Raw genomic sequence first — 13,265 nt, 5'->3', positions numbered from 1 at the left:
ACCCAAGACTTCAGAATTTAGAGAACAAGAGAGAACAGGGACCATATGTCCAGCGAATCCTCCTTCGGCCTCATGCAGATCGGCCTCGCCACCGCGGAAGACATCCGCGGCTGGTCTTACGGCGAGGTTAAGAAGCCGGAAACCATTAACTACCGCACGCTCAAGCCCGAGAAGGACGGCCTCTTCTGCGAGAAGATCTTCGGCCCGTCCCGTGACTGGGAATGCTACTGCGGCAAGTACAAGCGCGTGCGCTTCAAGGGCATCATCTGTGAGCGGTGTGGCGTTGAGGTCACCCGTGCCAAGGTGCGCCGTGAGCGCATGGGCCACATCGAGCTGGCTGCGCCTGTAACCCACATCTGGTATTTCAAGGGTGTTCCCTCCCGTCTGGGCTACCTCCTTGACCTGGCACCGAAGGACCTCGAGAAGGTCATCTACTTCGCCGCCTACATGATCACCAGCGTCGATGAGGAAAGCCGCCACGCGGAACTGCCCAACCTTCAGGTTGAGCACGACATCGAGAAGAAGCAGCTGATCGACAACCGCGACTCCGACATCGCGACGATCGCCCGTGACCTGGAGAACGAGCTTGCCCGTCTCGAGGGCGAAGGCGCCAAGGCTGCCGACAAGAAGAAGGCCCGCGACTCCGCTGACCGCCAGATGGCGAACGTCCGCAAGCGCGCCGACGCCGAGATCGAGCGCCTCGAGCAGGTCTGGGACCGCTTCAAGAACCTGAAGGTCGCAGACCTCGAAGGCGACGAAGGCCTGTACCGCGAACTGCGCGACCGCTACGGCATCTACTTCGAAGGCTCAATGGGTGCCGAAGCCATCAAGAAGCGTCTTGAGAGCTTCGACATGCAGGCCGAGTCGGACTCACTGCGCGACGTCATCGCCAACGGCAAGGGCCAGCGCAAGACCCGCGCCCTGAAGCGCCTGAAGGTTGTCAACGCGTTCCTGACCACCAACAACAGCCCGCTCGGCATGGTGCTGGACGCTGTCCCGGTGATCCCGCCGGAACTGCGCCCGATGGTCCAGCTGGACGGCGGCCGCTTCGCGACCTCCGACCTCAACGACCTCTACCGCCGCGTGATCAACCGCAACAACCGCCTCAAGCGACTGCTTGACCTGGGTGCTCCGGAGATCATCGTCAACAACGAGAAGCGCATGCTTCAGGAAGCTGTTGACAGCCTCTTCGACAACGGCCGCCGCGGCCGTCCGGTCACCGGACCGGGCAACCGTCCGCTGAAGTCCCTGAGCGACATGCTCAAGGGCAAGCAGGGCCGTTTCCGCCAGAACCTCCTCGGCAAGCGCGTTGACTACTCCGGCCGTTCGGTCATCGTCGTCGGCCCGCAGCTGAAGCTGCACCAGTGCGGCCTGCCCAAGCAGATGGCTCTGGAGCTCTTCAAGCCGTTCGTGATGAAGCGCCTGGTTGACCTCAACCACGCCCAGAACATCAAGTCGGCCAAGCGCATGGTTGAGCGTTACCGTCCGCAGGTCTGGGACGTCCTCGAAGAGATCATCACCGAGCACCCCGTGCTGCTGAACCGTGCACCCACCCTGCACCGCCTCGGCATCCAGGCGTTCGAACCGCAGCTTGTTGAAGGCAAGGCCATCCAGCTTCACCCGCTGGTCTGTGGCGCCTTCAACGCTGACTTCGACGGCGACCAGATGGCAGTCCACCTGCCGCTGAGCCCCGAAGCCCAGGCTGAGGCACGCATCCTGATGCTCTCCTCGAACAACATCCTGAAGCCGTCCGACGGCCGTCCGGTGACCCTGCCTTCGCAGGATATGATCATCGGCCTCTACCACCTGACCACCAAGCGTGTCGGTTCAGCGGGCGAGGGCCGGATCTTCGGTTCGGTTTCGGAAGCCATCATGGCGTTCGATGCACACGAGCTGCACCTGAACTCCCAGGTCAAGATCCGGCTTGAGGGCTTCGTGCCCTACGCCGGCTGGGAAGCTCCGGAAGGCTGGGAGCAGGGTCAGCCCGCACTGGTTGAAACCTCCCTGGGACAGGTCCTCTTCAACGAGACCCTGCCCGAGGACTACCCGTGGGTTGAGGCTGTTGCCGACAAGGGCGAACTGTCCCGCATCGTCAACGACCTCGCCGAGCGCTACCCGAAGGTTGTTACCGCGGCAACGCTGGACAACCTGAAGGATGCCGGTTTCTACTGGGCCACCCGCTCGGGCGTCACCGTTGCCATCTCCGACATCGAGGTTCCGGCCTCCAAGCCGGAGATCCTCGCCGGCTACGAGGAGCGCGCCGCCAAGATCCAGGGCCAGTACGACAAGGGCCTGATCGACGACGACGAGCGTCGCCAGGAACTGATCGAAATCTGGAACAAGGCGACCAACGAGATTGCCCAGGCAATGCGCGACAGCCTCTCGCCGATGAACACCATCAACCGCATGGTGTCCTCCGGTGCACGTGGTAACTGGATGCAGGTCCGTCAGATCGCGGGTATCCGTGGTCTGGTGGCCAACCCGAAGGGTGAAATCATCCCGCGTCCGATCAAGTCCTCCTACCGCGAGGGCCTGTCGGTGCTGGAATACTTCATCGCCACGCACGGTGCCCGTAAGGGTCTTGCTGACACCGCACTGCGTACCGCCAACTCGGGTTACCTGACCCGTCGTCTGGTGGACGTCTCGCAGGACGTCATCGTCCGTGAAGAGGACTGCGGCACCGAGCGCGGCCTCGTCACCCCGATTGCCGTGGCGGATGCCAACGGCGAGCTGGTGCTGGACGAGAACGTCGAGAACAGCGCCTACGCCCGTACGCTGGCCGTGGATGTCGTTGACTCCAAGGGCAACGTCCTGGCAGCCGGCGGCACCGACTGCGGCGACGTCGTGATCGCCGAACTGTTCGCAGCCGGCATCACCGAGGTCAAGGTCCGCTCCGTGCTCACCTGTGAGTCCAGCGTCGGAACCTGCGCCCTGTGCTACGGCCGTTCGCTGGCCACGGGCAAGACCGTCGACATTGGTGAGGCTGTGGGCATCATCGCCGCACAGTCCATCGGTGAGCCGGGCACCCAGCTGACCATGCGTACGTTCCACACCGGTGGTGCTGTTTCCGCCAGCGGTGGAGACGACATCACCCAGGGTCTGCCCCGTATCCAGGAGCTCTTCGAAGCCCGTACCCCGAAGGGTGTGGCGCCGATTGCAGAAGCAGCCGGCCGCATCACCATCGAGGAGTCCGAGCGCCAGATGCGTCTGGTCATCACTCCGGACGACGGTTCCGAAGAGATCGCGTACCCGGTTCTGCGCCGTTCACGCCTCCTGATCGAGGACGGCCAGCACGTCACGGTGGGCCAGAAGCTCATCAACGGTCCGGTCGACCCGAAGCAGGTCCTGCGCATCATGGGCCCGCGTGCAGCACAGAAGTTCCTCGTGGACGAAGTGCAGGGCGTGTACCGCAGCCAGGGCATCGGCATCCACGACAAGCACGTGGAAGTCATCGTCCGCCAGATGCTGCGCCGCGTCACGGTCATCGAGTCCGGCGAATCCGACCTGCTCCCCGGTGAGCTGGCCGAGCGCAGCCGCTTCGAGGATGCCAACCGCCGCGTTGTGTCCGAGGGCAAGACTCCGGCTTCCGGACGTCCTGAGCTCATGGGCATCACCAAGGCCTCCCTGGCCACCGAGTCCTGGCTGTCCGCAGCTTCCTTCCAGGAGACCACCCGCGTCCTGACGCAGGCGGCCATGGAAGGCAAGAGCGATCCGCTGCTCGGCCTCAAGGAGAACGTCATCATCGGTAAGCTGATTCCGGCCGGCACGGGTCTCCCGCGCTACACCGAGGTCACAGTGGAGCCGACTGAAGAAGCAAAGGCCAACCTGTTCACCGGCCCGAGCGCATTCAGCGACTTCTCCTACGACTCCCTGGGCGGCGACGGAGCTCCTGAGTTCCACGCCATCCCGCTGGATGACTACGACCTGGGCAACGACTTCCGGTAAACGGAACGCCTGGCGAAAGGCCCCGTTCGCGCTCTGCTTTGACCGGCGGAGCGGGGGCGGGGCCTTTCCCGTCCCGGCCGGACCCGGTCCAATTAAGGGCTGGGAACCCGTCCGTGTTAGACTGAGTACCAATTGTTATTGTGGCAGTGGATGAGTGCGCCGGTTCAGCTGAAAGGCAGAACCAGAGCGACGTTTCCGGTTTGCAGGGTTCTTGTGCAACGTATGCCACATTTTTGCATGCCTAGGGACCTTTGAAGACGAAAAGTCAGGTCATTCCCCATGTGTGCGATCCGACTATTAAGGCTTCGCCTCAGCTGCTCTGGAGACTTCTTCAAAGCTCGGGCGGCGAGGCAAAGCAAAAAAGAGAGCGGCTGCAAGAGGCCGCTCCGGATAAAACGGAGAACACGAAAGTGCCTACGATTAACCAGCTGGTCCGCAAGGGCCGCACGCCGAAGGTCTCAAAGACCAAGGCTCCCGCGCTTAAGGGCAGCCCGATGCGCCGTGGTGTTTGCACCCGCGTTTACACCACCACCCCGAAGAAGCCGAACTCGGCTCTGCGTAAGGTTGCACGTGTGCGCCTTAACGGTGGCATTGAAGTCACCGCCTACATCCCCGGTGTAGGCCACAACCTCCAGGAGCACTCCATTGTGCTCGTTCGTGGTGGTCGTGTGAAGGACCTCCCCGGTGTCCGCTACAAGATCGTCCGCGGCGCCCTCGATACCCAGGGTGTCAAGAACCGTAAGCAGGCCCGCAGCCGCTACGGCGCAAAGATGGAGAAGAAGTAATATGCCTCGCAAGGGTCCGGCCCCCAAGCGGCCGCTCGTACTAGATCCCGTTTACGGCTCCCCGCTGGTCACCCAGCTGATCAACAAGGTGCTGGTTGACGGCAAGAAGTCCACTGCAGAGCGCATCGTTTACGGTGCCCTCGAGGGTGCACGTGCCAAGTCCGGCGGCGACCCCGTTGCGGCCCTCAAGAAGGCCATGGAGAACGTCAAGCCTTCCCTCGAGGTCCGCTCCCGCCGTGTCGGTGGCGCCACCTACCAGGTTCCGGTTGAGGTCAAGCCCGGCCGTTCCACCGCCCTCGCGCTGCGTTGGCTGGTCGGCTACTCCAAGGCCCGCCGCGAAAAGACGATGACCGAGCGCCTCCAGAACGAAATCCTGGATGCCTCCAACGGTCTCGGTGCCGCTGTGAAGCGCCGCGAAGACACCCACAAGATGGCCGAGTCGAACAAGGCCTTCGCACACTACCGCTGGTAAAACTTCCCGGACGCCGCCGGCTCAGACGAGCCGGCGGCGAACGCGTAGTCCATCCGAAAGGGAGACACCGTGGCACAGGACGTGCTTACAGACCTTAGTAAGGTCCGCAACATCGGCATCATGGCCCACATTGATGCTGGCAAGACCACCACCACCGAGCGCATTCTGTTCTACACAGGTGTGAACCACAAGATCGGCGAAACGCACGACGGCGCGTCGACCACCGACTGGATGGAACAGGAGAAGGAACGCGGCATCACCATCACGTCTGCCGCCGTGACCTGCTTCTGGGAAAACAACCAGATCAACATCATCGACACCCCCGGCCACGTGGACTTCACCGTTGAGGTTGAGCGCTCCCTGCGCGTCCTCGACGGTGCCGTTGCCGTCTTTGACGGCAAGGAAGGCGTTGAGCCGCAGTCTGAGACCGTTTGGCGTCAGGCTGACAAGTACAACGTTCCGCGTATCTGCTTCGTCAACAAGATGGACAAGCTCGGTGCTGACTTCTACTTCACCGTGGACACCATCATCAGCCGCCTCGGCGCCAAGCCGCTGGTCATGCAGCTGCCCATCGGTGCCGAGAACGACTTCATCGGCGTCGTGGACCTGCTCTACATGCGCGCACTGGTGTGGCCCGGCGATGCCAAGGGTGACGTCACCATGGGTGCCAAGTACGAGATCCGCGAAATCCCGGCAGACCTCCAGGCCAAGGCCGAGGAATACCGCGCGAACCTGGTCGAGGCCGTTGCTGAGGCCTCCGAGGAACTCATGGAGAAGTACCTCGAAGGTGAAGAAATCAGCATCGACGAGCTCAAGGCCGGCATCCGCAAGATGACGATCAACTCCGAGATCTACCCGGTCTTCTGTGGTTCCGCCTTCAAGAACCGCGGCGTTCAGCCGATGCTGGATGCCGTCGTCGACTACCTGCCGAACCCGCTCGACGTCCCCCCGATGATCGGTCACGATCCTCGCGACGAAGAGAAGGAACTGACCCGTGCACCTTCTTCGGAAGAGCCGTTCTCGGCTCTTGCGTTCAAGATCGCGGCTCACCCGTTCTTCGGCCAGCTGACCTTCATCCGCGTGTACTCCGGTCACGTGGAAGCAGGCGCACAGGTGGTCAACTCCACCAAGGGCAAGAAGGAACGTATCGGCAAGCTGTTCCAGATGCACGCCAACAAGGAAATGCCTGTTGAGGGCGCTACCGCCGGCCACATCTACGCAGCCATCGGTCTGAAGGACACCACCACGGGTGACACCCTGTGCGACTCCAGCAACCAGATCGTCCTCGAGTCCATGAGCTTCCCGGAGCCCGTGATCTCGGTTGCCATCGAGCCCAACACCAAGGGTGACCAGGAGAAGCTCTCCACGGCCATCCAGAAGCTCTCCGCTGAGGATCCGACCTTCCAGGTCTCCCTCAACGAAGACACCGGCCAGACCATCATCGCCGGCATGGGCGAGCTCCACCTGGACATCCTGGTGGACCGCATGCGCCGCGAATTCAAGGTCGAGGCAAACGTCGGCAAGCCGCAGGTTGCTTACCGCGAAACCATCAAGCGTGTTGTAGAGCGTCACGACTACACGCACAAGAAGCAGACCGGTGGTTCCGGCCAGTTCGCGAAGATCCAGATCGCGATCGAGCCGCTGGATACCGCTGAAGGCGAGCTGTACGAGTTCGAGAACAAGGTCACTGGTGGCCGCGTTCCTCGCGAGTACATTCCGTCTGTCGACGCCGGTATCCAGGATGCGCTGAACGATGGCGTCCTGGCAGGCTACCCGGTTGTTGGCATCAAGGCCACGCTGATTGACGGCGCGTACCACGATGTTGACTCCTCGGAAATGGCGTTCAAGATCGCCGGCCGTATGGCTTTCAAGGAAGCCGCGCGTAAGGCGAACCCTGTTCTGCTCGAACCGCTGATGGATGTTGAGGTCCGCACCCCTGAGGAATACATGGGTGAAGTTATCGGTGACCTCAACTCCCGCCGTGGCCAGATGCAGTCCATGGAGGATGCTCAGGGCGTCAAGGTCATCCGTGCGCACGTCCCGCTGTCCGGCATGTTCGGCTACATCGGTGACCTGCGTTCGAAGACCCAGGGCCGTGCTGTTTACTCCATGACGTTCAACAGCTACGCCGAGGTCCCGAAGGCAGTTGCCGACGAGATCATCCAGAAGACCCGCGGCGAATAGTCTTCGGACTGTTTCATGCGAACAACTCGGGCGCGTTTCCGGTAACGGAAGCCCGCCTGGTGCAGGCGGCCGGCCTCCGGTCAGTGCCATCCGGTCAAGCCGGTGCCGGCCGTCTGCGCGAACAGGCTCTAGGGACTGGACTAGTATTAGTTCCTGAATCTGCAATTTCACCAATCCAAAGCCCCCAAGTAGACTTACTGGAGTTTCTGCCGCGACAAGCGCGGTCGAAGGGTAAGTCATTTGAAAAACGTTCTAGGAGGAACCTGTGGCAAAGGCAAAGTTCGAGCGGACTAAGCCGCACGTTAACATCGGTACCATTGGTCACGTTGACCACGGTAAGACGACGTTGACGGCCGCCATTTCCAAGGTGCTGTACGACAAGTACCCGACTCTCAACGAGAAGCGTGACTTCGCGTCGATTGACTCTGCTCCCGAAGAGCGTCAGCGCGGCATTACCATCAACATCTCCCACGTTGAGTACCAGACCGAAAAGCGCCACTACGCACACGTAGACGCTCCGGGTCACGCTGACTACATCAAGAACATGATCACCGGCGCTGCTCAGATGGACGGTGCAATCCTCGTGGTTGCCGCCACTGACGGTCCGATGGCCCAGACCCGCGAGCACGTTCTGCTTGCCCGCCAGGTTGGCGTTCCCTACCTGCTGGTCGCGCTGAACAAGGCAGACATGGTTGACGATGAGGAACTCCTTGACCTCGTCGAAATGGAAGTTCGTGAGCTCCTGAGCTCGCAGGGCTTCGACGGCGACGAAGCTCCGGTTGTCCGCGTTTCCGGCCTGAAGGCCCTGGAAGGCGACCCCGAGTGGGTCAAGTCCGTTGAGGACCTGATGGCTGCTGTCGACGAGTCCGTTCCGGACCCCGTACGTGACCGCGACAAGCCGTTCCTGATGCCGATCGAAGACGTCTTCACGATCACCGGCCGTGGCACCGTTGTTACGGGCCGCGCCGAGCGTGGAACCCTCGCGATCAACTCCGAGGTCGAGATCGTCGGCATCCGCCCGGTCCAGAAGACCACGGTTACCGGTATCGAGATGTTCCACAAGCAGCTCGACGAAGCATGGGCCGGCGAGAACTGTGGCCTCCTGCTCCGCGGTCTGAAGCGCGATGACGTAGAGCGTGGCCAGGTTGTCGTCAAGCCGGGTTCCATCACCCCGCACACCGACTTCGAGGCAAACGTCTACATCCTCTCCAAGGACGAAGGCGGACGTCACAACCCGTTCTACTCGAACTACCGCCCGCAGTTCTACTTCCGTACGACGGACGTCACCGGCGTTATCACCCTGCCGGAAGGCACGGAAATGGTTATGCCCGGCGACAACACTGAGATGACCGTTGCGCTCATCCAGCCGATCGCTATGGAAGAGGGCCTCGGCTTCGCTATCCGCGAAGGCGGCCGCACCGTTGGTTCGGGACGCGTCACCAAGATCAACAAGTAGTAACTTGCTGATCATGGATCGGAAGGCCTGAGGGCCGGACGGATCTTCTAAAACAGCCCCGCTGCTAGTGCAGCGGGGCTGTTTTTTGGCTACTCTTAATCCATTCATTGGATTAATTGCTTCCGGGATCTGGTGCCGTCGGCAATAGTCGGAAGGCGACGGCATGTGGAGCTCCACCGATGAGGCATACAACGCCGGCTACCGGGCCGGACACCTCCAGGGTTGGGTGGACGCGCTGGCCCACTCGGCAGGCGCGGCACAGCCCGCAGCTGCGGCGCCCCGGGCACCGGAGTTTCCCGCTCCCGTAACCCCGGCGCCTGCCACTGAACCTCCGGCCGCTGAACCGCCGGCCGCTGAACGCCCGGAAACTCGCCCTGCAGCGCCGGCACCGCGGCGGCTGGCACCGCAACGGCCCCCATTCGATTCGGCGGGGCCGGCTGCGCCGACATATCCGTCGTCCCTTCCAGCGCGTTCAGACGCCGACCTTCGTGCGGAGCGTGAGCGGGAACGGGCCGAGCGCGAGCTTACACGGGCCAAGCGCGAGCAGCAGAGCATCAACATCACTCTCTACGTTGCCAGCCTGCTCCTCGTCGCGGCGGGGTCACTCTTTATCGGCACCGGGCTTCCCGCGCCGTTGCGGTTCGCGGGCGTCTGCACCATCACGGCGCTGTTCTATCTGGCAGGCCTGGTCCTGTACGGGCGCGCACCGCGGCTGAAGCCGGCCGCCGTGGCCTTCTCCGGAACGGGGCTCGCGCTGATACCGGTGGCCGGTCTGGCCATGGACACGCTTGTCCTGGAGAACGCGCCGCTCGCCTGGCTGACCACGTCGGCTGTCGGGACGGCGGCCTACGCCGTAGCGGCCGTTCGCCTCGAGAGCCGGGTGCTCGTCTATCTGTCGCTGTCCTTCCTCGCAACCACTGCCTGCTCCGGGGTTGCGGTCCTTGGCGGGGCGCTGGTCTGGTACTTCACAGCGCTCATCGGGGTGGCGGCGTCTTTCACCGTCCTTGCCATCCTGCAGCCTCGATGGCTGCCGCCGCTGTATCTTAGGCCGCTGGCCCAGCTGAATCCCTTCATCGTTCCTGCAGTGGCAATCGGCGCCACGATCGTTCCGCTGGTGCTCGGACGGGGGGATTATGCACGCGTCATGGCAATGTGCGGGTGCTACTTCGCCGTCACGTCCCTGGCGCCCGGGACACAGGCCCGCACACTCCAGTTCCTCGCGGCCAGGCTAAGCCTGACGGTGGCGGTTTCCGTCGCGGTATGGGACCTGACAAACCGGGGGAGTGCCGCCCTCGCCGCGGCGGCCGTGCTGCTGGCCGTCCAAGCAGTGGCAGCCGTCGTGCGTGCCGGCGGCTTGGGAAGGGGCCCCTTCCAGGACCTGGTCACCGGCGTCATACGCCACAGCCGATGGCAGACGGACGTGCTCGCCACCTTTGCTTGTCAGCTGCTGGTGACCGTTGCCTTCGCGGTCGTGGAGCCGGGGGATCCCCTGATGAGACTGGCGGGCTCCGCTGAAGAGTGGCCCTTGGCGGCCCTGACTGGGATCGCGCTCCTGACGGGCATGGTGCTGGCCGCCAGGCAGCGCGGAGCTGCGGAGTGGGCCCCGGCCGGGGCCCTTGGCATGGCCATACTCCTGGCTGGCCCGCTGGGTGCCTGGACGCTGGCAGGAGCGCTCGTGGCCGGAGCGATCTACTGGATTCTGCGTTCCGTTCCGGCCGCCGCGCCGCTGAGGCTCCATTTTTTCCTGGCTGCCCGGCTGGCACTCACCCTGGCGGCACCCGTTGTGACGGCGGCCGCCGTCGGTGACAGTGACGCCCGTTTCCAGTCCGCACTCCTGGCGCTGTGCCTTGTCCTGGTCATTCAGCAGCTGGCAACGGCCGTCCTGCTCCGCCGCGGTATCCGCGCCCTGGCACCGCAGCTCAGCCTGGGGCTGTTCACCGCCGCAGGCGCAGGGGCCACGACAATGCTGGCGCTCATTGAGCAGGAGTCCTTACTGTTTCCGGAGGTGGAGCACGTTGGGGGTATTGCCCTCGGAGCCCAGCTCGTGGCGTCGCTTGCCGTGGGCGTGATGCTGTTTCCGCGGCAGGAAGACAAGGGCAGCTGGCGCCTCTCCATCGCCGAGGCTGTTCCGCTGCTGGTCTCCGCGGCGGCCGTGCCCCTGGCCTTCGAAACCCTCACACTTCCGCTGGGTAATGCAGCGCTGGCCCTCGCCACGGGCTACCTTGCGCTGACCGCCGCCCGCGCCGGGAAGGACGCTGCCGGCGGAGGAACGCCGGCTGTGCGGACGGGCGGGACGCCGCGCGGGCGGTGCTACTGGTGGCTCGCCCGTGCTGCCGCGACGGCTCTGGTGCTGACCCTCTTCCACCAGCTCGACCGTGACACCGGCCCCCTGCTGCTGGGAGGGGAGGAGCTTGCCCCCGCCACTGTCCTCGCCGTCGCGCTGTTCCTTCAGCTGGCCGTTCCGTTGCGTGCGGCTCTCCGCGGGACAGCCAAACGCCACGACCTGGCAGATGCCGCCGTCCTTCTCGTGCTGCAGGCAGCAGCCATCGTGGCCGTGGATGGCGGTGGGTCGGGCTTCGAACCGGAGACGCTGCCGCCGCATGCCGCGTTCACCACGGTGCTCCTCTCGACCGGTGCCGCAGCAGCCGGCTACCTGCTCCGCCTGCAGCGATGGTCCGCGGTGTTCGCCCCGGCAACCTTCGCCCTCCTGCTGTTGCTGCGCGGGGAGAGCCTTCCTGCCGTTGAAATTCTGCTGGGCATCTTCGCGGTCTTCAGCGCGGCCATGGTGGTTGCCGTGAAGGAGCGCATGTGGAAGGGCTGGTACTTCGCAGCGGCCCGCATCCTGGCAGCTGCGCTGGCCGTGGTGCTCAGCTACGATGTCTCGGCCTCACCCACCGTCGTTGCCGTGGCCTTCGCGCTGGTGTTCGCTGCCCAGCACATCATCCGCTGGGCCATGCGTCACCGCATGACCGACGTCCCGTTCCAGCAGGCGGCAGTCTGGATTACCCTGGCCGGCCAGGCGCTGCTGCCGCTCGTGTATCTTGCCCAGCCGTTCCGGACGGGTCCTGCCGCGGACTACGGCGGCCGCTGGGTGGTGCTGTTGTCCCTGCTTCTGCTGCTGCTCTCCGCCGTTGCGGCCAGCCGGATATTTGCCGCCCGCGGAGCTGTCTACCTGGCCGTCTACACTGCCGCCTTCGCCGTGATCGCGTTGGGGCCGCTCCTGCCGTTCCCTCAGGCTTCCTCGAACACAGTGCTCCTGGCAGCCCCCGTGTTGACCGCTGCTGGCGTCGCCTCGGCTTTGCTGGGGCTGTCCCTGGCGGCCACGGCAGGCGGGGTGGTGCTGCGGCGCAGGCCAGGCGAGGGAGTTGACCGCTGGCTGTGGCTGGCGGCTGCCCTCACGTTCGGGGCTGCATCGGCCGCGCTGGCGCCGGCGTCCGCTGCGTGGATTTCCGGCCTGGCCGTGCTGTCGCTTTCGTCGGCGTGTTTCGCGGCAGCCCACGTTGAACAGTTGCCCGTTTTCTACCCGCCGGCAGTTCTGGCGGCCCTGGCAGGGGCGGGAATGGTGGCAGAAGAAGCACTGGGAGAGGTGCCAGGACCCTGGGGCTTTTACCTGCCGTGGCTGGCTGGGGTCGGTGCGGCGTCCATGGCTCTCTACGCGGCGGGCAGGCTCCGCAGGCTGCGCCTGCAGGGTCAGGGACGGTTGGCAGGCGGCTCGCCGGAGGCAGGCAGCCGCTACAGCGACATCCCCTACCTCTCCCTGGTTGGAGCCGCCATCCTGGGCTTCTCGGCCGCGGGGTTCACGGGGTTGCTGTACAGCGCAACGTCGTGGACCGGGGCAGCGCTGGTGGCCACGACCGCCGTCGTCGTCTGGCTGGAGGTGCCGGCAGCGATGCGGAGGCCTGCCGCGGAGCTGGGGTCCCTTGCGGTGACCGCCGCGGTTCAGCGCGCGGCGCTGTTTGCCGAGCCCGGGCTGCCGGGTCCGTTCCGGGACGACCCCTTCTGGCCTGACCCGTTCTGGACAGCCCAGTGGTACGTGGTGCTGGCCGCGGTCCTCGGCGTGCTGCGCTACCGGTCCGGTCATGACGCTGCCGGCAGGCTTTACGTCGGCCTTGCCGCTGGGCTGCTCTCGCTGGGCGGGCTTCTGGTGATCCTGGGAGGCGACGGTGCCCAGCAACTCTGGGTGCTGGCATGCTTCGCCGTGCTGATCGTGGCGGGGCTGGGCTACGGCGAACGGCTTTTTGTGTGGTGGGGTGCGGCGGGTGTGGCACTTTGCATCATGTGGGCCATGCGCCAGTACACGTATGTGCTGCTCGCCCTGATTGCAGCCGGCCTCATCGCACTCGCCCTCTGGAGGCTCAGCCGCGGCAAGCCGGCGGGAACAGACTGAGCAGCACCCGTCAATGCGGCACGGCCGTGCCCTGAT

At 64.3% G+C, this 13,265-nt stretch carries 6 protein-coding genes; all 6 read left to right on the top strand.

Annotated features, from left to right (window positions below; translation table 11 throughout):
• The first annotated feature begins 45 nt into the window (after positions 1–45).
• The 6 genes from JYA52_RS08755 to JYA52_RS08730 all read left to right on the top strand — a co-directional run bounded on the left by JYA52_RS08755 (position 46) and on the right by JYA52_RS08730 (position 13,229).
• Entirely contained in the window at positions 46–3,945 is a 3,900-nt protein-coding gene (locus JYA52_RS08755) for a DNA-directed RNA polymerase subunit beta' (RefSeq protein WP_205652798.1), read from the top strand.
• 410 nt (positions 3,946–4,355) lie between these two features.
• Complete coding sequence (gene rpsL, locus JYA52_RS08750; RefSeq protein ID WP_003803830.1) at positions 4,356–4,730, top strand: 30S ribosomal protein S12; 375 nt, start codon at positions 4,356–4,358, stop codon at positions 4,728–4,730.
• A 1-nt stretch (position 4,731) separates the two neighbouring features.
• Positions 4,732–5,202 (top strand): 30S ribosomal protein S7, encoded by a 471-nt coding sequence (gene rpsG, locus JYA52_RS08745; RefSeq protein WP_011692813.1) that lies wholly within the window; start codon positions 4,732–4,734, stop codon positions 5,200–5,202.
• Positions 5,203–5,271: 69 nt separating this feature from the next.
• The gene (gene fusA / locus JYA52_RS08740) at positions 5,272–7,386 is read left to right on the top strand and encodes an elongation factor G (protein ID WP_205652797.1); all 2,115 of its coding nucleotides are present in this window, start codon (positions 5,272–5,274) and stop codon (positions 7,384–7,386) included.
• 265 nt (positions 7,387–7,651) lie between these two features.
• Positions 7,652–8,842 (top strand): elongation factor Tu, encoded by a 1,191-nt coding sequence (gene tuf, locus JYA52_RS08735; protein WP_102973690.1) that lies wholly within the window; start codon positions 7,652–7,654, stop codon positions 8,840–8,842.
• Positions 8,843–9,005: 163 nt separating this feature from the next.
• Entirely contained in the window at positions 9,006–13,229 is a 4,224-nt protein-coding gene (locus JYA52_RS08730; protein WP_205652796.1) for a hypothetical protein, read from the top strand.
• Positions 13,230–13,265 lie beyond the last annotated feature (36 nt).

Origin of the sequence: Arthrobacter pascens (assembly GCF_017052465.1) — a bacterium.
GTDB classification, from domain to species: Bacteria; Actinomycetota; Actinomycetes; order Actinomycetales; family Micrococcaceae; genus Arthrobacter; species Arthrobacter pascens.
The sequence above is the reverse complement of the archived record's forward strand: the minus strand, read 5'-3'. Positions and strand labels throughout refer to the sequence as shown.

Bases quoted from the DNA above. Each gene is read 5' to 3' on its own strand.
- JYA52_RS08730 (WP_205652796.1), top strand. From the start codon at position 9,006: ATGTGGAGCTCCACCGATGAGGCATACAACGCCGGCTACCGGGCCGGA.
- JYA52_RS08755 (WP_205652798.1), top strand. From the start codon at position 46: ATGTCCAGCGAATCCTCCTTCGGCCTCATGCAGATCGGCCTCGCCACC.
- rpsG (WP_011692813.1), top strand. From the start codon at position 4,732: ATGCCTCGCAAGGGTCCGGCCCCCAAGCGGCCGCTCGTACTAGATCCC.